General features: G+C 31.3%; 21 protein-coding genes. 15 read left to right on the plus strand and 6 right to left on the minus strand.

Annotated elements, in window-relative coordinates; genetic code table 11:
- Position 1: 1 nt before the first annotated feature.
- The 3 genes from B5X64_RS12830 to B5X64_RS12840 are packed head-to-tail and all read right to left on the minus strand — an operon-like array spanning position 2 to position 2,746.
- Positions 2-706, minus strand: a complete 705-nt coding sequence (locus B5X64_RS12830; protein ID WP_079465634.1) for a tRNA1(Val) (adenine(37)-N6)-methyltransferase — start codon at positions 704-706, stop codon at positions 2-4.
- On the minus strand, positions 706-2,160 hold the full coding sequence (locus B5X64_RS12835; RefSeq protein ID WP_079465635.1) for a sensor histidine kinase: 1,455 nt from the start codon (positions 2,158-2,160) through the stop codon (positions 706-708). Before B5X64_RS12835 ends, B5X64_RS12830 begins: the two co-directional genes overlap by 1 nt.
- Positions 2,150-2,746 carry a riboflavin synthase gene (locus B5X64_RS12840; RefSeq protein WP_079465697.1) on the minus strand — a complete coding sequence of 199 codons (597 nt, stop codon included), beginning with the start codon at positions 2,744-2,746 and terminating at the stop codon, positions 2,150-2,152. The genes B5X64_RS12835 and B5X64_RS12840 overlap by 11 nt, the downstream gene beginning before the upstream one ends.
- Before the next feature lie 49 nt (positions 2,747-2,795).
- Between B5X64_RS12840 and pdxA the strand changes: the two genes are divergently transcribed.
- The 5 genes from pdxA (at position 2,796) to accC (ending at position 6,818) form a co-directional block, all read left to right on the plus strand.
- Complete coding sequence (gene pdxA, locus B5X64_RS12845) at positions 2,796-3,887, plus strand: 4-hydroxythreonine-4-phosphate dehydrogenase PdxA (RefSeq protein ID WP_079465636.1); 1,092 nt, start codon at positions 2,796-2,798, stop codon at positions 3,885-3,887.
- Between the two features lie 83 nt (positions 3,888-3,970).
- Complete coding sequence (locus tag B5X64_RS12850) at positions 3,971-4,492, plus strand: YceD family protein (protein ID WP_079465637.1); 522 nt, start codon at positions 3,971-3,973, stop codon at positions 4,490-4,492.
- 59 nt (positions 4,493-4,551) lie between these two features.
- The gene (rpmF, locus tag B5X64_RS12855; protein ID WP_079465638.1) at positions 4,552-4,755 is read left to right on the plus strand and encodes a 50S ribosomal protein L32; all 204 of its coding nucleotides are present in this window, start codon (positions 4,552-4,554) and stop codon (positions 4,753-4,755) included.
- Positions 4,756-4,882: 127 nt separating this feature from the next.
- Complete coding sequence (gene accB / locus B5X64_RS12860; RefSeq protein WP_079465639.1) at positions 4,883-5,365, plus strand: acetyl-CoA carboxylase biotin carboxyl carrier protein; 483 nt, start codon at positions 4,883-4,885, stop codon at positions 5,363-5,365.
- Between the two features lie 97 nt (positions 5,366-5,462).
- The gene (gene accC / locus B5X64_RS12865) at positions 5,463-6,818 is read left to right on the plus strand and encodes an acetyl-CoA carboxylase biotin carboxylase subunit (RefSeq protein WP_066674717.1); all 1,356 of its coding nucleotides are present in this window, start codon (positions 5,463-5,465) and stop codon (positions 6,816-6,818) included.
- A 173-nt stretch (positions 6,819-6,991) separates the two neighbouring features.
- On the opposite strand, the gene B5X64_RS12870 is transcribed toward accC, so the two are convergent.
- The gene (locus B5X64_RS12870; protein ID WP_079465640.1) at positions 6,992-9,088 is read right to left on the minus strand and encodes a WG repeat-containing protein; all 2,097 of its coding nucleotides are present in this window, start codon (positions 9,086-9,088) and stop codon (positions 6,992-6,994) included.
- A gap of 504 nt (positions 9,089-9,592) precedes the next feature.
- Here B5X64_RS12870 and B5X64_RS12875 point away from each other — a divergent pair.
- From B5X64_RS12875 to B5X64_RS12895, 5 genes are all read left to right on the plus strand, one after another.
- Positions 9,593-10,618 (plus strand): MAC/perforin domain-containing protein, encoded by a 1,026-nt coding sequence (locus B5X64_RS12875; RefSeq protein ID WP_079465641.1) that lies wholly within the window; start codon positions 9,593-9,595, stop codon positions 10,616-10,618.
- Between the two features lie 249 nt (positions 10,619-10,867).
- The gene (rocD, locus tag B5X64_RS12880) at positions 10,868-12,118 is read left to right on the plus strand and encodes an ornithine--oxo-acid transaminase (RefSeq protein ID WP_079465642.1); all 1,251 of its coding nucleotides are present in this window, start codon (positions 10,868-10,870) and stop codon (positions 12,116-12,118) included.
- A 125-nt stretch (positions 12,119-12,243) separates the two neighbouring features.
- Positions 12,244-13,002, plus strand: a complete 759-nt coding sequence (locus B5X64_RS12885; protein ID WP_079465643.1) for a glycosyltransferase family 2 protein — start codon at positions 12,244-12,246, stop codon at positions 13,000-13,002.
- A 69-nt stretch (positions 13,003-13,071) separates the two neighbouring features.
- Positions 13,072-13,827: a glycosyltransferase family 2 protein gene (locus B5X64_RS12890; RefSeq protein WP_079465644.1), complete on the plus strand. Its 756-nt coding sequence runs from the start codon at positions 13,072-13,074 to the stop codon at positions 13,825-13,827.
- 3 nt (positions 13,828-13,830) lie between these two features.
- Complete coding sequence (locus tag B5X64_RS12895; RefSeq protein WP_079465645.1) at positions 13,831-14,571, plus strand: polysaccharide deacetylase family protein; 741 nt, start codon at positions 13,831-13,833, stop codon at positions 14,569-14,571.
- Here the strand turns inward: B5X64_RS12895 and B5X64_RS12900 are convergent.
- Entirely contained in the window at positions 14,568-15,647 is a 1,080-nt protein-coding gene (locus B5X64_RS12900) for a glycosyltransferase family 4 protein (RefSeq protein ID WP_079465646.1), read from the minus strand. The genes B5X64_RS12895 and B5X64_RS12900 overlap by 4 nt on opposite strands.
- 62 nt (positions 15,648-15,709) lie before the next feature.
- On the opposite strand from B5X64_RS12900, the gene B5X64_RS12905 reads away from it, so the two are divergent.
- The 4 genes from B5X64_RS12905 to B5X64_RS12920 are packed head-to-tail and all read left to right on the plus strand — an operon-like array spanning position 15,710 to position 19,431.
- A complete protein-coding gene (locus B5X64_RS12905) occupies positions 15,710-16,684 on the plus strand; it encodes a WaaS/CpsH family glycosyltransferase (protein ID WP_079465647.1) in 975 nt (324 codons plus the stop codon).
- Complete coding sequence (locus B5X64_RS12910) at positions 16,685-17,623, plus strand: glycosyltransferase family 2 protein (protein WP_079465648.1); 939 nt, start codon at positions 16,685-16,687, stop codon at positions 17,621-17,623.
- Complete coding sequence (locus tag B5X64_RS12915) at positions 17,620-18,591, plus strand: WaaS/CpsH family glycosyltransferase (protein WP_079465649.1); 972 nt, start codon at positions 17,620-17,622, stop codon at positions 18,589-18,591. The genes B5X64_RS12910 and B5X64_RS12915 overlap by 4 nt, the downstream gene beginning before the upstream one ends.
- A 3-nt stretch (positions 18,592-18,594) precedes the next feature.
- Positions 18,595-19,431 (plus strand): glycosyltransferase, encoded by an 837-nt coding sequence (locus B5X64_RS12920; protein ID WP_066674749.1) that lies wholly within the window; start codon positions 18,595-18,597, stop codon positions 19,429-19,431.
- On the opposite strand, the gene B5X64_RS12925 is transcribed toward B5X64_RS12920, so the two are convergent.
- Positions 19,428-21,470: a glycosyltransferase gene (locus tag B5X64_RS12925; RefSeq protein ID WP_172459108.1), complete on the minus strand. Its 2,043-nt coding sequence runs from the start codon at positions 21,468-21,470 to the stop codon at positions 19,428-19,430. The two genes, B5X64_RS12920 and B5X64_RS12925, sit on opposite strands and share 4 nt — an antisense overlap.
- 98 nt (positions 21,471-21,568) lie before the next feature.
- On the opposite strand from B5X64_RS12925, the gene B5X64_RS12930 reads away from it, so the two are divergent.
- Complete coding sequence (locus B5X64_RS12930; RefSeq protein WP_079465651.1) at positions 21,569-22,720, plus strand: glycosyltransferase; 1,152 nt, start codon at positions 21,569-21,571, stop codon at positions 22,718-22,720.
- Positions 22,721-22,724 lie beyond the last annotated feature (4 nt).

The following is a 22,724-nucleotide window of genomic DNA, read 5'->3' on the forward strand; positions in this document are numbered from 1 at the left end:
ACTAATTTCTAACTTCTTTAAAGACATGAAACTCTTTGGTGAGTTCAATATATTGGTCCGAGTATTGTCTCGGACTTTTTTCTATAATACATTCAGATTCTTCAACTTCTTTTTTCGTTAAAGAAAATTCCAGAATTAATCTTTTTACTTTTGAATTTTCAATTCCTTTAATATTAACCTGTCTGATCAGAAATAATTGATTTTCATTGGCAATTTTCGTAAAATCATTTCCTACTTCAGAAGGAATAATGACCGAAAAAATGCCGTTTTCAGAAAGCAGTTTTGATGATTTTGAAATCAACTGCAAAAAATTCAACCCAACGGTTTGACGCGCCAGTTTATCTTTTTCGGAATCCGATTCTTCAAAATATGGTGGATTTGAAACAATTAAATCAAATTTTTCATCCGATTCAAAATTTTTAAAATCCTGATGCCTATTTTTTAGTCTTAATTGAAAAGGTGAGTTTTCAAAATTACTTCGAGTAAGACTTACCGCTTCTTCATTTATATCAATTCCTAAAAATTCTGCATAAGAATTTCTTTGAGCCAACATCAATGAAATCAAGCCTGCTCCCGTTCCTACTTCCAATACTTTAGAGGCATTATCTATATTCGCTAAAGAACCCAACAAAACACCATCTGTTCCTACACGGAATACGTTTTTTGACTGCTGAATTTCGAACTGTTTAAATTTAAAAGATTTCACTATAAATTAGTCGGTAAAGTAATGATGAATGTAGAACCTTTTCCTACTTCAGATTTCACAGAAATTTCTCCTTTATAATCTTCAACCATTTTTCTAACCATTGATAAACCAAGTCCCATCCCACTATTTTTAGAGGTAAAATTAGGCTCAAAAATCTTTTCATACATACCCTCAGGAATCCCGATTCCGTTATCCTGCACAGAAATTATGACCCTTCTCTGATGCTGCTCAATATCTACATTCACCAACAAATCTCTATCATCACTTTTTGCCTGCTTAGCATTAGTAACCAAATTGGTAATAATTCTCGAAAGGAAAACACGATCCATCGTAATCATAATATTGCTCTTATTAGAATGAACAAATATCTGATCATCGTTGAAAACCCTTAAAATATCTTCTATCTCATTATTCAGATTGATTACTTCATTATTTTTTTCGGGAAGTTTTGCAAATTCTGAAAAGGCAGAAGCTACTGTCGCAATAACATCGATCTGATCAACCATTGTTTTACTCATCTGCTTTACTCTTTCTGTAATATTTGGATCTTGGGGATCAAACTTTCTTTCAAAATTCTGAATAGTCAGCTTCATCGGTGTTAAAGGATTTTTCACTTCATGAGCAACCTGTTTTGCCATTTCTCGCCACGCTTCTTCTGACGCTTTAAAACGAAGCCTTTCTTTCTGATCCTGAATTTGAAGAATCATCCTGTTATACGCTCTCGCCAAAGCATTCAACTCATCATTTTTATAATATTTAATAGGGCGCATTTCATTTTCAAAAAGAGTGATACGCGTAATCATATCAGAGAATTTCGTAATATTTTTAGCTAAATTATTTGATGTAACCCAACTAAGCCAGATACTGAAAACAATAATAATTAAGTCTATTAAAAGAATATAAATCACATACTTATGTAAAACCTCCATATAAGCAGACTCATTATGATACAACGGAATATAGATAATTCCGATAGGTTCCCACATATTATTTTTCAGAACAAGATATGATGAAGTATACACCGCATCTTTGGAAGCATCATACCCACGAACATCATATCGAGTCTCTTTCGACAAGAGTTTATTAACAATATCCATTGGGATTTTCTTGCGATCAACAAGATTCAAATCTTTATTTGAAAGCAAATAATTCCCCTTCAGATCGTAAACAATAATATCATGTTGGTTAATATCTGCAATCTCAAATATCTTATTTCCTAAAACCTTTCTAAGGTCTTCGGTTTGTACCGTACTACGACTCAAAGCATAATCAAAATAGGCCATCACCGCATTGGTTTTCTCCTGCATATCAATTTTACTCTGCTCCAACGCATTATTTCGCAAAACAAAGTAAGGAACAAGAGAAGATGCGGCAACACTTAAAAGACATATTAATAAGAATCCGAAAAATACACGGTTTCTTAAACTATATCCTTTATATTTATTAAATGCCATTCTGCCTGCTAATTAATTTTGAAATATACTTACCAATAATATCAAATTCAAGATTGACTTTATCGCCCACTTGAAGGGTATTCATATTGGTAAACTCCCAAGTATACGGGATGATTGCTACAGAAAACTGAAAATCTTCACTTTTAGCTACCGTCAAACTAATTCCATTCATCGTGATTGAACCTTGAGGAACTGTAACAAAATTACCTTCTGAATTATATTTTACAGTAACAAAATAACTGCCATCTTTGTTTTCGATGCTCACAATTTCTCCGGTTTTGTCTACATGCCCTTGTACAATATGCCCATCAAGCCTTCCATTCATCATCATGCAACGCTCCAAATTTACCACACTCCCCTTTTTCCATTTTCCTAAATTGGTTTTTTCCAAAGTTTCATTGATTGCCGTAACCACATACTGATCATCTTTAATCTCTACAACCGTTAAACAACAGCCATTATGCGCAAGACTTTGATCAATCTTTAGTTCGTTCGTAAAAGAGCAACTTAGGGTAAAGTCTATATTCGTTCCGTTTTCTTGTATCTTCTCAATAACTCCTACTGCTTCAATAATTCCTGTGAACATATTATTTTTTGCTAAATTTGTAAAATTATAATCTTCAAAGATAATCAAAATGAGCCCAAAAAACCATAAAGTACGAGTAGGAATTTCAATTGGTGACTTCAACGGCATTGGCCCCGAAATCATCATGAAGTCTCTGATTGACAAAACCATTACTGATTTTTTCACTCCAGTTATTTTTGGGTCAGGTAAACTTTTCACCTATCAAAAAAACCTTTTTAAGCTTAATTTAAACTTCAACTACATTACTGAAGCTTCGCAAGCTCAAAACGGAAAGCTCAATATGGTGAATCTAGTGAAAGAAAATTCTAATGTAGAATTAGGAAAACCTACAGAAGAATCGACAAAAATGGCAATAGACTCATTAGAAGCTGCAACTGAAGCTTTAATGAAAGGTGAAATTGACGTTTTGGTAACTGCGCCAATCAACAAAGATGAAATGATGAAGATGGGTTTCAAACATGCAGGTCACACCGGTTATTTTGAAGAAAAATTTAATAAAAAAGGATTAATGTTTTTGGTGTCAGAAGATTTGAAAGTAGCAGTTTCTACTCACCACATTCCTATCTCTCAGGTTGCTGAAAACATTTCTAAAGAAAAAATAAAAAAGCAGATTCGAGCTTTAAATCAGACGTTAATTGAAGATTTCGCTATCAGAAGACCCAAAATTGCAGTCTTAGGTTTAAACCCTCACTCAGGTGACGGTGGAGTAATCGGAAACGAAGAAATAGAAATCATTTCTCCGGCAATAAAAGAACTTTCAGACAGCGGAATCCTTACGTTCGGACCTTTTCCAGCGGACAGCTATTTCCAGCCGGCAAAATACAAAAACTACGATGCTGTGCTTGCGATGTATCACGACCAAGGATTAGCTCCTTTTAAAACACTTGCTTATGAAGAAGGTGTAAATTATACGGCAGCACTTCCTTTTATCAGAACCTCTCCCGATCACGGTGTAGCCTATGATATTGCAGGAAAAAACATCGCTGATGAACAGAGTTTTGTGGAGGCGATTTTTACGGCAATTAAAATTTATAATCACAGAAATGATTATAAAGATTTGATGAGCAATCGTCTGCAGCCAAGAAGAATGCCTTCAGACAACGGAGTCGATGAAGATTTACCTATAGAAAGCGAAATGTAAAATCTGTAAACGAATAAAAATTAATTTGTTATGAATTTTATTTGTAATATTAAAAAAAATGCATATTTTTGCACACTCATTTTATGGACAAGTTAAGAAACTACGACGTAAGCTTTTCCGGGCTAAAAACTGGTAAGCACGAGTTCAAATATGAGATAGATAAAGAGTTCTTTCAATTATTTGAAACTGATCAGGAATTTACAAATCCTAAAATAGCAGTAGATGTTTTACTTGATAAGCACACTACTTTTTTAGAGTTTGAAATAAAAGTAGAGGGTACAGTAGAATTGGTTTGCGATATCAGCAACGAAGATTTTACACACTCTATTGAAAACCAAATCGGTATTTTGGTAAAGTTTGGGGAAGAATACGATGACAGCGAAGAAGATGTTATCACCATTCCTACAAACGACCACGCTTTTAATATTTCACAATTGATATATGAAAATGTGGCACTTTCAATACCCATGAAAAAATTATCACCCAATATAAGTGATGAAGATTTGGAAATCCTTGAAAAATTCAGTCCAGAAGAAATAGAAGAGGAAGAACAAAAAAGCGACCCAAGATGGGACGCATTAAAAAATTTAAAGAATAAAAATTAAATAGTTTAATGATGAGATGATGAATCTCATCACTCATCAATTAAAAAAGTTATTACAAAATGGCACATCCAAAGAGAAGACAATCGTCTACAAGAAGAGATAAGAGAAGAACTCATTATAAAGCTGTAGTTCCTCAATTAGCAAAAGATGCAACATCAGGAGAAATGCATTTATACCACAGAGCTCACTGGCATGAAGGAAAACTATATTACAGAGGTAAAATAGTTATGGAAAAAGAAGTAGCTACTATAGAAGAAAACTAAGAGTCGCTTTTCATCGAAAAACACTCGTTTTAATACAGAAACCGCCCAATTTTTATAAAATTTGGCGGTTTTTTGTTGTTTTTTGTGTTTTTTTGGTATCTTTGACAGCAAATCAAATATCAAATTTATGGACATTAAAGACATACAAAATCTTATCAAGTTTGTATCTAAAGCTGAAGTTTCAGAAGTAAAATACAAAACTAAAGATTTCGAAATTACTATTAAAACTCCACTAGGAGGTAATGAAGTAAGCTATGTTGCTCAGCCTGCAATGTATCAGCAAGCTCCACAACAGGTAGCTCCAGGCCACGCTCCAGCTCTGGTTTCTGCATCTCCAGAAAAAACAGAAGCGGCTTCTGATGATAGTAAATATGTAACTATTAAGTCTCCAATGATCGGAACTTTCTACAGAAAACCATCTCCAGATAAAGATGTTTTTGTAAACGTAGGTGATGAAGTTTCTAACGGAAAAGTAGTTTGTGTAATCGAAGCAATGAAGTTATTCAACCAAATTGAGTCTGAAGTGAGCGGTAAAATCGTTAAGATTTTAGTTGATGATGCTACTCCTGTTGAATACGACCAACCATTATTCTTAGTAGATCCATCTTGATTAGAAGTTAGATGTTAGACATTAGATGTTAGATTAAATTCTACATTAAAATAACATTATCTAATTTTCAAATTATCTAATTTTCAAATTGAAGAAGATGTTCAAAAAAATATTAATTGCCAATCGTGGCGAAATTGCAATGCGTATTTTACGTACTTGTAAAGAAATGGGAATCAAAACCGTTGCAGTATATTCTACTGCCGACAAAGACAGTCTTCATGTAAGATTTGCTGACGAGGCTGTTTGTATTGGTCCTGCAATGAGTAAAGACTCTTATCTTAAAATACCTAATATTATTGCTGCTGCAGAGATTACCAATGCTGATGCAATTCACCCTGGGTATGGTTTCTTATCCGAAAATGCTAATTTCTCAAGAATCTGTCAGAAAAACGGTATCAAATTTATTGGTGCAAGTCCTGAGCAAATTGAAAGAATGGGAGACAAAGCAAACGCTAAAGCAACCATGAAAGCGGCAAACGTACCTTGTGTACCTGGTTCTGAAGGTTTAATTGAATCTTACGAGCATGCCGTAAAAACTGCAGAAGAAACAGGTTATCCGGTAATGATTAAAGCTACCGCAGGTGGTGGAGGTAAAGGGATGAGAGCTGTTTGGAAAGCTGAAGACCTAAAAGAACACTGGGAATCTGCAATTCAGGAAGCTGTTGCAGCCTTCGGAAACGGAGGTATGTACATGGAGAAACTGATTGAAGAACCAAGACATATTGAAATTCAGGTTGCAGGTGACCAATTTGGTAAAGCTTGTCACCTTTCTGAAAGAGACTGTTCTGTACAAAGAAGAAACCAAAAATTAACTGAAGAAACTCCTTCTCCATTCATGACTGACGAGCTTCGTGAGAAAATGGGTGATGCAGCGGTAAAAGCAGCAGAATTTATCGGTTATGAAGGGGTAGGAACTATTGAATTCCTTGTTGACAAGCACAGAAATTTTTATTTCATGGAAATGAACACAAGAATTCAGGTTGAGCACCCTATTACGGAGCAAGTTGTAGATTACGATTTGATTCGTGAGCAAATCTTATTAGCTTCAGGAGCTCCAATTTCAGGAATTAATTATTATCCAAAATTACACTCAATTGAGTGTAGAATCAATGCGGAAGATCCTTATGCAGATTTCAGACCTTCACCGGGAAAAATCACTGGATTAAATATTCCTGGAGGCCACGGCATCAGAGTAGACACTCACGTTTATTCTGGATATACCATTCCTTCTAACTACGATTCAATGATTGCAAAACTGATTACTACGGCTCAAACCCGTGAAGAAGCGATTGCAAAAATGAAACGTGCATTGGAAGAATTCTATGTTGAAGGTGTAAAAACTACAATTCCTTTCCATAGACAGTTGATGGAAGATGAAGATTATCTTTCAGGAAACTACACGACAAAATTCATGGAGAGTTTTGTAATGGATAGAAAATATGATAATCACTAAGATTATTTTAGATAAATACTTAAACCGTCTCACCTATGAGGCGGTTTTTTTTGTGAGAAGCTGGATTTTAATGAGGTGTTTGGAGTAGAAAAAAAAATAATCTTTTTATTGAAATTTCTTGATTACTAAAAGCCAATCACTAATGATTTCAGAGCTTTCATTGACAGTACTTATTATTCAATCTTTGTAATAATACCATTTGTAATGATATAAGAATTATTGTCATTGTAAACATTATACCAACTATTCTTGTTTGACTGCCTATAATCAAGCATAAAAACGGTTTTATATTCATTTTTTATATCAAACCTTTTTCTTTCCGAATCAAAGAAAATTTCATTTTCATAAATGATGGGTACAAGCAATAAATTATTTTTAGATACCAAACCATACTTATTATTTTTCTTCACAAGATAAGCTTCAAAATACGGATTACTCAGGTATTTTATTTCATCATATTCTAATGGAATTATTTTTTTATATGCGTCATTAAACAAACCGGTTTTCCCGTTTTTAGTCACGATAAATGAGGTAACAAGGTCTTCTTCACTTCTATAATAATAGTTATAATAATGAAAATTTACGATTTTAATGTTGTCATATTCCGCAGGCAAAACTTTCTTTTCTTCAAAATCAACCAACCCTACTTTATTATTCTTAAAGAAGTATATTGCTTTGCTTTTTATAACACTTCTCTCTATTTCATCATATTCTTTTATCGCTGTTTTTTCTTCATAAAGTTTGTTCAGCTTGTTACTGTAATAAGTAACCGTATTTTCTTGGTTTTTTTCATCATAAAATCGCCTTACAAAACCAAAGTTTTTTCTAAGAGAAAAATAACCTTTATCTGATGCCAAAACTATCTTTTGGTTTCTTATATCGTACACAAAGAAACCATTTTGAAGATTAGAACTACTATAAAAAAAATCTTTAGTTATTCCTTTTTTACTATACCTTCCAAAATTATTATCCGTAACGTATGTATTATAATTTTTTTCGTCCAGATAAACGATTTCTTTGCCAACAGAATTTATGATTTTAAACTCCTTAAAATAGGCTCCTTCGGGTCCAAAAAAACCTCCAGGAATAATCAAATAATCAAGATGATTTTTCTTGTAATAATCTTCCATTTTTTCATCATAACTTTCTTCTACATATTTTCGCAACGGATAAACATTTATAATTTCATACTTTGGTTCTACGAATATGTTACCATTAAAATCAATCAGTCCATATTTGCCTTTACTAGGATGAAATTTGAATAGTTGGGATAAATAATTTTCATAATTTTCGTTCTTAGAATAATTCCCGTAATCATAATAATGAGAAACAGATTCAATTAATGGGTAAGAAAATTTCGATTTCATACCATTTTTCATCAAGCGAGAATTCACACCTTCTTTAAGGTAAATATAACCGTTTGTTATATTGCTGATGCTGTCTTTACTAATGGTTTCGTTGAAATTTTCATCAAGAATATAATTATAAAAATTTTCTTTGGCTGCGTATATCTTGTTATTAAAAACTCGGTAATATTTATACTTTCGTTCGGTTTTCTGTTCGGTTTCCATATTATAAAAGCCTCCTTTAAAACCTTCTTTGTAGAATAAGATATTTTTAATAGGCAAAAAACCTAAATCGTCATAATCTACTTTTATAGATTGGGCACTAAATTGGTTATTTTCAAACTTCACCAGTCTATTTTGGCTCACTTTTAATGTATTCTCGTTGTATTTTCCTGAAAACCCTTCTGTTTTAGGATACTCAATAACAATAAAATAGACAATATTTTTATATTCTTTAATCTCAGAAAAACGATGAATTATAGGAGGATACAGCAATTTTCCATTTTTAGAGTAAATTCCGTATTGCTCATCATACAAATCTTCATTGGTATAAGAAAAGATTACATCTTTCAAATATTTTTCTAATTTTTCTTTGGTATTTGCGTTTGCGTTTGCAAAATTAGATTTGCTATTTTTCACACTTTTGTATTGAGCCGGAACGATTGTTTTCCCTAAATGATTGATTACTCCAAACAGCGAATTCTTTTCGACTACAAATAAATTTTCATCAAAAAAATCAATGTTGTCGAATGTCGCATTAGTTAGTTTCTTATCAAGACTGTCTTTAACTCCAAATTTTCCATTTTCTTCATAAAAAAATTTCTGGCGCAATATTATTCTGGCAGAATCTTCAGCTTCCCTGTTCCTTTGCCCCGAAATACAAATTATAAAAAAGGAAAAAAGAAAAATTAATAGTACTTTCATCACCACTATATTAAAAGTAAATTTAGAAAATATATCAAAGAAATTTAACTTTATAAAAAATAAATACCTAACAGCAAAATAAATAACAAACTCTCAATACTTTATCTTGCTTGAAAAAGGGTACAAATAAAAATTAATTGTTGAAGTTCACATGTATTCGAAATGCAAAAACTTTGGCACATTAACATCTTGTAAAATTGATGAGAACTTTTCAAGCCCGTGAAGAAGCAGTTGCAAAAATAAAACGTGCTTTGGAAGAATTCTATGCTGAAGGGCTAAAAACTATATTTCATTACAGATAATTGATTGAAAATAAGGGTCATATTTCTGAAAACGACACTATAAAATTCATGGTGAGTTTTATAATGGATTGAAAATATAATAAAATTGAAAACTGCTTTACTTGAAGCACCCTTTAAGTAAAGCTTCACAATGATTTTTATCATAAAAGAAAACTTCTCTATAAAACTATTTAATCATATCTTAGAGAAATATAATTAAATTATGAAAAAACAGCTCTTCATTTTTTTTAGTGCAACCTTATTGGCCATCGTTTCATCATGTACATCAACAGATGAAGACATAATAGCTGAAAAAAATACAGAAAACTTTGAAAATCAAGAACATATTACAATTCCTATAACAGACCCTGTCAAAAAATTTGGGGTATATAATGCTTTGGGATATGGTTATAACGTAACAGGGGAATATGCAGATGCAAACTCTACCGCATTAAAAATTATAGATACAGATAAGTTTAAAATAGAAAACCCTTCACGGCTATCTGATGAAACAGTACTCTCTCAGGAGCAAAAAGATGAATATGGGAAAGATGCTGCTTCATTTTCGGAAATGATATCTAAGAAAGTTGAGGCAACGAAACTCTTAAAAGTATACGGTAAAACAATACCATTTGCATCAGCCATGTTAAATGATCAAACTTTTGATAATTCATATATCTATGGAAGTTATAACATGATTATAAAGCTTAAAAGATTTAGATATAATGCTACAGCAGAACTATTGAGTAATTATTTAACTTCAAGTTTCTTAAACGATATTGAGGAAAAAACTCCTGAACAGATTGTTCAAGACTATGGAACTCATGTTTCAGTAGATATATACACTGGAGCAAAAGTAGATATGATTTTTCAGGCCAAAACAACAAACCATGACCGTGAACGTGCTGCAAGAATTGGTGTAAGAACATATTTAAACGACGTGAACAATAATGAAATTGATGCTATAGAAGCCTCAAAAAACTACGAAAAGAAATTATATTATAAAACCAGAGGTGGTGATAAGTCTAAAGCAAAAGCAGGCATATTTAACCTTGATAAAAAAACTCCGACAATTAACTTTATCGATTGGCAAAGTACGGTAACAAAAGAAAATTCAGTTCTTGTAGATTTTGGAAATTCCGGTCTAGTTATCATTTATGATTTAGTAAAAGATCCTGTAAAAAAAGCAAAGCTTAAATTTTATATTGATAATTATATTATTAAAAATCAAGTTACTTTAGCTCCTTAAAGTCAATATTTTAAATCTAAATTATACAACATTCCGTCTTTTAGAAAGACGGTTTTTTTATTTATAAGAAATTAAATCAAAGCCTATAAAAAGATATAAAATCTGATTGCCAAGTTTATTATATGAATTTTCTTCTGAAACTTATGTAACCTACCTTAAAACAAACTTAATTAACAATCGTTCAAACATTATTTTACTGTTTATCTCTTTCATTCAGAATGTTTAAATTTGTAAAAAAGCAAAAACAATATGTCAATACAAGAACAAACAAAAAACTCACAATATTTCATCGAACTCGAAGAAAAACATGGTGCACACAATTATCATCCGCTTCCGGTGGTTTTAGATAAGGGTGAAGGCGTTTTTGTTTGGGATGTTGAGGGTAAAAAATATTACGATTTTCTTTCGGCTTATTCAGCAGTTAACCAAGGGCATTCACACCCAAAAATTGTTGATGCTTTAGTAAATCAGGCAAAAAAACTGGCTTTAACTTCAAGAGCGTTCTACAATTCAAATTTGGGAGAATACGAGAAAAAGATCACTACCCTTTTTGGTTTTGACAAAGTTCTACCAATGAATTCGGGAGCTGAAGCTGTGGAAACTGCAGTAAAGTTAGCCAGAAAATGGAGCTATGAAGTGAAAGGAATTTCAGAAAATGCAGCTAAAATTGTAGTTTGTGAAAATAATTTCCATGGAAGAACGACAACAATCGTTTCTTTCTCAAACGATCCTGATGCTAATAAAAATTACGGACCTTTCACTCCGGGATTTGTAAAAATTCCTTACAACGATCTTACAGCTTTAGAAGAAGTTTTAAAAAATGATGCTCAAAATATTGCAGCTTTTTTGGTTGAGCCGATTCAGGGAGAAGCTGGAGTTTATGTTCCGGATGAAAACTTCCTTAAGAATGCATTAGAATTATGTAAAAAATACAATGTTCTTTTCATTGCAGACGAAGTACAGACAGGAATTGCAAGAACGGGTAAATTGATTGCTTGTCACCACGAAAACGTGCAACCTGATATTTTAATTTTAGGAAAAGCACTTTCTGGAGGAATGTATCCTGTATCTGCAGTTTTGGCGAATGATGAGATTATGAATGTGATCAAGCCGGGTCAACACGGTTCTACTTTTGGAGGAAACCCTATTGCATGTGCCGTTGCCATTGCAGCGCTTGATGTGGTAGAAGAAGAAAAACTTTCTGAAAGAGCTGAAGAATTAGGAAAATTGTTCAGAAGTGAAATTGAAAAACTAATCGAAAAATCAGACTTAATTACCAAGGTAAGAGGAAAAGGTTTATTAAATGCCATTTTAATTAATGATACTCCTGAAAGCTCTACTGCTTGGAATCTTTGCTTACAGTTAAAAGAAAACGGACTTTTGGCTAAACCCACTCACGGAAACATCATCAGATTAGCTCCACCATTGGTTATTACAGAAGAACAATTATTAGATTGTGTGAAGATTATTGAACAAACAATCTTGAATTATAAAAAATAAATTCAAATATTTTTAAATGAATAACACTCTAAATCAGAGTGTTATTCATTTATTTAATAAATCGAACAAACGATTGTTTAACTTTTGCGTTTATTTTTCATCTAACCTTTTATAATGTGAAAGGTATGGAAGATCCAAAAATAAGTGCTTTATTAATTGTCTTTAATGAAGAGAAAAATATTGAAGAAGCTTTAAACTCGGTAGAATTTGCCGATGAAATTATTGTCTTGGATTCTTTCAGCACAGATAAAACAGTTGACATTATAAAAAATAAATATCCAAAGGTAAACCTCTATCAAAATAAATTTGAAGACTTTACCAAACAGCGTAATCTCTGCATTTCTTATGCAAAAAACGACTGGATTCTATTTTTAGACGCTGATGAGAGAATTACTCCAAAATTGAGAAGTGAAATTCTGAAAGAAATAAAAAAACCTATAACTCAAAATGCCTATTTTTTTAAACGTAAATTCTTCTTTATGGGTGAAAAAGTAAATTATTCGGGCACTCAGAATGATAAAAACATCCGTCTATTCAAAAAAGAAGTGGCACATTATGATGAAAACAAAAGAGTACATGAAGGGTTAAGCAACGTAGATAACCCCGGGACTTTACAAAACTATCTTCTTCATTTTTCTTTTGATTCTTATGATGCTTACTACAAAAAAGTTATTCACTATTCAAAACTGAAAGCAAAAGATTTACACGAAAAAGGTGTGCACTATAAAATGGTGAAGCAATTATCAAAAAGTGCATTTAATTTTTTTAAAATGTATTTTCTAAAGCTCGGTATCTTAGACGGTAAAAAAGGGTTAATACTTTCCTATTTAAGCGCTTTAAGTTCTTTTAAAACCTATGAATTTCTAAAAGAAGAATATGCATAACGATTATTTTTTTCCAGCTTTAAAATTCTGAAAATAAACTGTATTTTTGCATCAGTAAGTCATCAATCTATGAAGCTTTCGGTAGCAATAATTACGTTTAACGAAGATAGAATAATCGAAAAAAATCTGAATGCAATTCACGATATAGCTGACGAAATTGTTATTGTCGACAGTTTTTCTAAAGACTGTACAGAAGAAATTTGCTCAAAATTTCCAACAGTAAAATTTATTCAGCAAAAATTTCTGGGTTTTGGAAAGCAGAAGAACTTTGCGATTGAGCAATGTCAATCTGAATGGATTTTATTTTTAGATTCTGATGAAATTCCTGATGAAGAATTAAAAAAGTCAATCAAAAAAATAATTTCAGAACCACAACCGGAATTCAATGTTTATGACGCCGAATTTAATAATATTTTCTTGGGGGAAACCTTAAAATATGGAGGTTGGGGAAATATAAAAAGAGAAAGACTTTTCAGAAAAGGCCACGGAAAATACTCTGAAGACATTGTACATGAAGTATTCATTACGACAGAACCTAAAGGAAAACTGAAAGGGAAAATAAATCATTACACATACAAAGACATTTATCACCACATCGAAAAGTCTAATAAATATACCTCGATGATGGCAGAAAAGATGTATAAGAATGGTAAAAAATCTAATATTTTTAAAATTCTTTTTAAACCTATGTTTCAGTTCTTCAAATCTTATTTTTTACGGTTAGGATTTCTTGACGGTTTGGTTGGTTATTACGCTGCAGCAACAGCAGCCTTTTACACCTTCCTTAAATATAAAAAACTTCACGAAATTCATAAATTCAGATAGAATATGGTTCAGTTTTTTAAAAGAGTTTGGGGGCTTTCAAAGAAAGAAAGCATTAGAATTTTGATGTATCATCAGGTTTTACCGCAATCTATCGCATATAAAAATGATTTGATTGTTACGATTGAAAATCTAGAAGAGCAACTGATTTACATCAAAAACAATTTCAAAACTATATTTTTCAAAGATTTAAAAACTTCAAAATCTATTGAGAATAAAATTATTTTAACCTTCGATGATGGGTATTATAATAACTTAAAATATCTGATTCCTCTCCTCGAAAAATACCAGTTGAAAGCGACAATTTTCATTCCTACTGAGTTTATACAAAACAATCTGAATGGAGAAGAAAGAGTCTACATGAATTTTACCGAAATAAAATCTTTGAACCCTAATTTAGTTGAAATTGCTTTACACAGCCATTCTCATAAGAATTTTTCACAAATGATGTTATCAGAATCGGAAGCAGATCTTCTAAAAAACATTGAAATTTTGGAACAGAACGAAATTAACTTCACAAAAGTTCTTGCTTATCCTTATGGGAAATTTCCAAAAGAAAAAAAACGTAAAGTAGAATTTTTCAAAATGCTTGAAAGAATCGGAATTGTTTCTGCGATGAGAATCGGAAATAATGTAGCATCTTATCCTTTTAAAAAGAGATTTGAAGTCAATCGTATCGACATCAAGTATGATGATTCTTTAAAAGCATTCAAATGGAAGCTCAAATTTGGGAAAACAAAGCTTTAATCTAACAATTTTTTATATAAACCTTCATAGGATTCGGCCATACTTTTATAACTGAATTTCGAAGCTCTATCCTTTAATTTTGTTTTATAATTTACCTTATCGGCATTAAATTTTTCAATTCCTTCATCATAAATTCTTTTCATCGAATCTGATGTAAAATCATTAAAATAGAAAGCCAAATCACCGCCAATTTCGGGAAGGCTGGTTAAATTGCTTAGAAAGATGGGCTTTCCAAAATACATTGCTTCAACTGGAGGAATACCAAAACCTTCCGCCAATGAAGGATGACAATACGATTCACAACGTTGAAGCAGAAAATACTTTTCATTATTATCCACATTTTCTAAAATATGAACTTTCTTTTCTAAACCTAAGTTTTTCACTTTCTCAAGAAACTTTTCTTTGTATTCAGACTTTGCTGAAGAGGTAATCAAAACCAATTCTCTTTCGCTATTAGTAATAAGGTTGAGCAAAACTTTCTGATTTTTTTTGGGGAAAAGCACCCCAATATTTAGAATAAATTTTCTGTCTATAAACTCATATTTTTTTTCAGAACTAAAAATTTTATTATCAGGAAAAATCAATCCATTATAAATTACCTCAATTTTTACATCGTTTTTTAAAGTAAACAAATGCTTATTTTTAAGAAAATCATTTTTCACAAACTCTGAAATACAAACTATGGCATCAGCATTTCCAATGTTTTTTTGAACGAGTTTTTTCGATTTTTCGATTTTTCTTTCAGAACTTTTATCATGAAGAAAGTTCAAATCGTGTAATGTAACAATCTTTTTCTGATGACTTTTTTTAGAATGAAAATAATCTGATAGTTGATGTGTTACATGAATCAGTGAAAAAGACGAAGTACTTATTGTAATTTTTTTATGCCAAAATTTCCAGTTAACAATCTTAAAATCAGATCGTGTTGTAGGAATATTTTTCTCTGGACCGTAAAGTGTATAATTGAAATGGCACACTTTTTCGTCTATCCCATTGATTAATGAAATGCAAACATTTGCGATTCCCGATTTAGGATATTTGAGTCGTTCAACGTCGATAAGGATATTCTTTTTCATGAAAAACAGGGGCTTTTCCCCAAAATTAGAAATTTAAACTTTAAAATCTTTACTTTTGTTTTATGAAAATTTGTTTAATCAGTTTTGATTTCTGGCATTATGATGAACATATCGTAAATAAACTCAAAGAGAAAGGTGTAGATGCCTACCACATCAACATCGGGGCTTTTACGCACAAAAATTTTGGTGCAAGGGTAAAAAATGCAATGAGCAAAGTTTTTATCGGAAAAAATCTGAAGCACGAGAAAAGACAAGAATTCATCATCAATTCTCTAAAAAAAATAGGAAAGCAAGACCAAATTTTAGTTATTAATCCCGAAGGTATTGAAGAACATGTACATAAAGTAATCAGAAAATATACAGACCGAAATATTGCCTATTTATACGACAGCATGTCAAGAAACCCTGCCCATCATATTTTACATTTTTTTGACACCGTTTTTTCTTTTGATGACGAAGATGTGAAAGAACATGGATTCAAAAAAATAACCAATTATAATTATCTGAAACACTGCCCTTATGAGCAGCAGCACCCTCATCTTGATCTTTTTTATATCACTTCGTACGATACGCAGAGATTACAGAAACTTAATATTTTAATTAATCAAATTGATGATTTAAACATCAATTTTAAAACAATTGTTGCCGGAAAGAAAAGCTGGAAAAATAAGATTACACAAATTGTTGACTCCAAAAACATCAATATCATTAAGTTCAGAACCAAAAATATTCCTCAACAATCATTACCAAAACTATACAAAAACACAAAAGTGATTCTTGATCTTCAGCGAGATAATCAAATGGGGCTAAGTTTCCGTATTTTTGAGGCAATGGCTTTAGAAAAAAAGTTCATTACTGATAATCAAACGATTAAAAATTACGATTTTTATAATCCGGAAAACATTTTGATACTCAATGATGATTTTAGTAATATTGAAAAGTCTTTTTTTGAAAAGGATTATCAAAAACTTCCGGACGAAATTTATTACAAATACACCTTAGACAATTGGGTGAATACTGTTTTTAATCTGAGCTAAATGACAAAAATTTCTGTTGCACTTTGTACTTATAACGGCGAAAAATACATCCGAGAACAAATAGATTCTATTTTGGAGCAGTCTTTGAAAGTAGATGAAATTGTAGTGTGCGACGATGGATCAACAGATAAAACCCTAAGTATTTTGTCGGAATACGAAAATAAATTCCCCAATATTTTTAAAATCCATCTCAATGAAAAAAATTTACGAAGTGTAAAAAACTTTGAAAAAGCCATTTCACTTTGTAGTGGTGAAATTATATTTTTAAGTGACCAGGATGATGTTTGGGAAAACAATAAAGTGAAAATTTTCAGTGATTTTTTCGAAGACAACCAAAATGTTGATGTTATATGCTCAAACGGATTTATTATCGATGAGAACAGTCTACAGCAAAATCTATATACAGTTTGGGACGTTCCAAATTTTTTAAGCGAAAACAAAAAAGAAATCGACTATTTTAAAATTTTTGCAACCATTGGAAATTTTGCAACAGGAGCTTCAATGGCCATCAGAAAATCATTTATTAATAAAGTTTTACCCTTTCCAACGGTTGAAGGTTTACATCACGACGAGTGGATTGCATTGGTTTCTTCTGAACAGAAAAATTTTGCTTTTATAAATGAAAAACTCTTTTCATATCGTATTCACAGCGAGCAACAGGTCGGAGGAATCTGTTATTCTAAAGATGAAGTTTCTAAAGAAAAACTGATTAGCCGTTTCGATTATGATAAAGCCCCTAAAACGTTCAGAGATTTTAAAATAAAACTGAGAACGCTTAATGATAAAGAAAGAAAATTCACAGTTTATCTTGAAAAAGATTCTAATGAAAATGCGAAAAGATTTTTGAAAGAAGTTCAGAATGAAAAATTAGCTTTATACCAAAAATTAAAATCTGAGCGTTTTGCTCTTTTCCTATTCTTTAAATATTTTTACAGATGAACAGAATCCTCATCATCATGCATAACTATGCAGGAATTTCAGACCTCATCAAAAAAAACCTGGAGTCTTTGAATTATGACAATGTAGATTTTTTACTGTATTCTGATGAAAAATTCAGATACAAAAACTGGCGTGAGCAACTTAATAATGTTTACCGAAAAACAGTTTTAGGAGACAAAAAGTACAAAGAGATTCTGAGGAAAGCCTTTATAGAAAATACATTGCTAGAAAAGGCTAAAAGGTTGCCCGAATACGAAACGATTTTGGTGATGACAACAGATTTCTTTTCCGAAGAATTCTTAAGCATTATTCGAACCAAAACTAAAAAACTCGTCGGAAATCATTGGGACGGACTTAACAGAACACCGAATGTTTATCCTAAACTTAAGTTCTTTGACAGGTTTTTCGTATTTGACAAAAATGATGTTGATGAAAAGAAAAACATTTTCTTCCTCACCAATTTCTTTTTTAATTTTGAAGAAGAGAAAGCCCAACCAACCATAAAAAACGATGTTTTCTATATCGGAACATATGTGGAAGAGCGATTTGAAACATTAAAAGACATTTCAGCAATTTTAAGTCTGAAAAAAATCAGTCAAAAAATACTGCTTTTCAGTTGGAACAAAAGAGAAGCTGAAGGAGAAATCAATTTCACCAATCAATTTCTGACATACGATGAAAATATGGGCTGGGTTAAAAGCTCTAAAGCACTTTTAGATTTAAAACTGAAAGAACACAACGGGTTATCTTTCCGCTTTTTTGAAGCATTAAAATACGAAAAGAAATTAATTACTGATAATCCGGATGTAAAAAATTACGATTTTTACAACCCAGAAAACATCTTTATCATTGGCGAAGATTCTGAAGAGAATCTGAATAGTTTTATTGAAAATCCTTATCAGGAAATTCCTGCAGAAATCAAAAATAAATACAGTTTTGAAAACTGGTTCAAAACACTTATTTCTTAAGACATGAACGAAACAATCTCTATCATTATTCCTTACTACAAAGGTGAAGACTACATTCATGAAACCTTAAAAAGTGTTTATGATCAAACCTACCAGGATTTTGAAGTTATTATTGTGAATGATGGTTCTGAAAGAGCAGCTTTAGATCTAATTGAACAAAATGAAGCTTTTAAAAATCTAAAAATCATTCATCAGGAAAACCAAGGACAATCTTCTGCCAGAAATAACGGTGTGAAATCTGCCACAGGAAAATATATTCTCTTTCTGGATTGTGATGATCTTATCGACAAAACATTTTTAGAAAAAACACATCAGATTCTTTCAAAAAACAAAGAGGTTAGAATCTGCTACACGAAAGGAAAATTCTTCGAAAAAACAGATAAAGAATGGGTTCTTCAGCCTTTCAACACTTTTGATTTCTTAATTGAAAACTGTATTCCTATTACCGCTCTTATTTACAAAGAAGATTTTGATAAAATCGGAGGTTTTGATACTCAATTAAACTACTACGAAGATTGGGATTTCTGGATTTATTTAATTGAAATGGGAGTGAAAGTTCATAAAATTGATGAATTTTTATTCTTCTACAGAATCAGAAATACGGCAGATTCGCTTACCAATACAAGCATCGACAACAGCTCCAGACTGTCTGATAATTTCTTTGAGATCTATAAAAAACATTATACCTTTTATAAACAAAACGGGTTAGATTTTCATAACATTATGAGTTTAATCCGCGAGAATAAGAAGTATAAAGCCAAGTATTATAATGAATGGTACAGAAAATTGATTTATAAATTTTTTAAGCCTAAAAAATATCAGAAAATTTATAAAAATTAATTTTCGAACCCTAAATACTGAAGCATCTTTTTAATATTCTGCTCCTGAGTTTCTATAGAGAATTTTGAAAGCGGCAAAAGGCTGTTATCGTGTAAAGTCTGCCAAATACTTTCATTATCATACAATTCAATGATTTTATCTGCAAAATTTTGAGGATTTTCATCAGAGATCAACGCTGTTTTTTGATCCTCAAGGCTCATTCCTTCGGCACCAATTCCGGTGGTAATTACAGGTAATTTAAATTCTAAAGCCTGTCCGATTTTTCCTTTTACTCCGGCTCCGTAACGAAGTGGTGCTACAAAAACTCTGGAATTTTCAAACCAAAAATCTACGGTTTCCTGATACCCTAAAATCTGAAAACGCTCAGAATGGTATTTTTCTTTCAGATCGGCAGGGAAATCTGGTCCTAGAATAAAGATTTTAATCTGATTATTTTTTGCCCAAACTAAAGGCATAATCTGATCATGTAAAAATTTCACGGCATCAATATTCGGCAAATGATTGTAACCACCAATAAAAAGTAATCCATCTCTTTTTGAAAAATTTAACGGAACATTTTCTACAGGTTTGTGAATATTACTTACCGTGAAAATTTTATCTTTTTTGACCCCGTTTTCAGAAACTGTGTTTTTTTCTTCATCACTGATAGAAATTACAGCATCTGAAATATTCATTCCTGCATATTCTTTTTCTTTGAAGAAACTTATTTCCTGTTCTCTTTCTTTTGTGACAACATCGATATAATTATTTTCGCGCTCCATTCTCAAATAATGAAGGTCAACCATATCATAAATAATCTTTTTCCCGCTTGCTTTATCTTGGATCAAATTATACCAATGATCAAAGCCTAAAGGTCTGAAAATCCAGACTACATCAACATATGATAAAGCGTTTACAACCTGATCGGCGACTTTTACAATTTTATTTTGGGCATTTACATAATCTCTGCAAATTTCAACACCAGCATTTTGAAAGTAAGGAATATAATCAGAATCTTTAGCTTCATCAAAATGTTTAACTGCTAAAACAATGTGATGATCATTTTTCTGAAGTATCTTTAAAATTTCCATAAACCTTCTTGAGCCGGAATCCTGATCTGGTTTTGGCATATTTTCCTCTAAAAAGAGAAAATTTTGAGTTTTGTAATGAGTACTATAATTGATTTTCTCGCTTTTTAAATATTTTCTATCTGTAAAATAAGAATTCCAATGATTAGCAAAACCTTCTTTATCATTGTTTGTTTTTACTTTAAAAGAATTATCAAAACAAACAACTTCTGAATTTGGCTGGTAATAAGTATTTAAATTTTCTTCTTTTTTCAATTTCAAACACAAATCAGCTTCTGCAAAATGCGATGAAGAAAATGTTTCATTCAGTAAATTTAAATCTCCGGTTTTATTGATTTTAGGGAACAACAGACTTCCAGTGCAAAAATCTACTTTTCTTACAAAATTAAATTGAGGAGTATCAATCGCTTCAGATTTACCTAATTCAACGATTTCAGAATTTTCAAAAACTAAACTTCCGGCTTCAATTATAGTATTTTCAGCAGAAATAATTTTAGAACCTACCGCTCCTATATTTTCTTTGGTATTAAAAACCTCCATCAAACTTGACAAATAATTCTCCTGAACCAAAGCACTAGAATCTAAAAGATAAATAAATTTTCCTTTTGCCTTTTCAATGACAGGATTTAAACCTTTAACCAAACCAAGGTTTTCTTCAGAATTAACTAAGATTATTCCTTTTATATTTCCTAAATAACTGCTTATTTCATCAATATTTTTATCATTAATAACAATAATTTCTCTGGAAATATTTTGGTCATATTTTTGAATATAATAAAGGCAATTGAGAATCGTTTTCAAATCATCAACGTCATGAATAATAATTGAAACTTCAGGATTGATTTCTGTAGAAAAATTAAATGGATGATTTTTAAAAAAATCAAGATTTTGAAGATTGGCAGTCACCTTTCTCCTATTTTTGATAAAGTGATAATCCTTGATTTTATTTTTAAAAAACCTTTTAATTCCCATTTTAAATTTATTATTTTGTCTAAGTTTTTTTGCGAAAACGAATTTAAGCATTTATTTCCTCAACTTTCAAGAATCCTCATCCTAAACCAAGATCATTAATGAATTTTTCTAATAAGAACTTATTATTTTTCTTTCCCGAAAGTCCTTTTTCCAAAAGAGCCGGAAATGTTTTACGTACTTACACCAATCTCAAACAATTGAAGTCTTTAGGCTTGAATATTGACCTTGTAGGGGTAGAAGATTATTACAATAGTTTTGGAGATTCTCCTGAAGATACTGATTCTACAATTATTGACGCTGTTTTTGTTCTGAAAACCAAACCACCAAAGAAAAAACTAACCCTTGAATATTGGAAATACAAATTTCTGAAAAAAATTGAGAAAAAAAATCCAAATCAATATCTTACCACCTATTTAAAAAATAATTTTGGAGCTATTCTTGATAAGAAAAAGTACGATTATATCTTTATCAATTACGAGTTCTGGACAGATCTCATCCGTGATCAGGATCTAAAAGGATCCAAAACCATCGTTGATACTCACGACTGGATTACGCTGAATGAGTTTTATAACAATCAAAACCTTGATTTGGGTAAAAGATTCGGTGAAGAAATCAACAACCTTTCGTTTTATGATAAAGTGGTTACTATTTCTCAGGACGAATACTTTATTTTCAACAGTTTTTTAGGAGATAAAGTGATTAATATTCCACCAAGTTTTCCAGAAAATTTCGAAGACACAAACACCGAAAAAAAATATGATCTTATATTTGTAGGAAGTGACAACCCTTTTAATATATTATCGATTAACTGGTTTGTCGAAAAAGTCTTGCCCCTTCTCACTAAAGAAATAAAAATTTGTATTATCGGAAGAATCTGTAAATACGTACCCAATCATGAAAATATTGAAAAAGTATTTTTTGCAGACGATTTAAAAACCTATTATCATGCAAGTAAAATTGCAATTTGCCCAATGCTGAAAGGAACCGGTATAAAAATTAAAGTCGTGGAAGCCTTATCTTTCGGACTGCCTGTAGTAGGAACTGAAAAAGCGGTTGATGGGTTTTCAGACAAAAAAAATAACGGCTGTAAAGTAAGTGATGATGAAAAAATATTTGCAGATATTATCAACAATCTCTTAAACAATTCATCAGACTACGAAAAACAAAAACAGGAGGCCACTGAGTTTTTCAAAAATAATTTTTCTGAAGAGAAATCAATTAAACTTTGGAAAAAAACTTTAAATTTTTAATGAC

It is taken from the genome of Chryseobacterium balustinum, from assembly GCF_900168205.1.
Classification (GTDB): domain Bacteria; phylum Bacteroidota; class Bacteroidia; order Flavobacteriales; family Weeksellaceae; genus Chryseobacterium; species Chryseobacterium balustinum.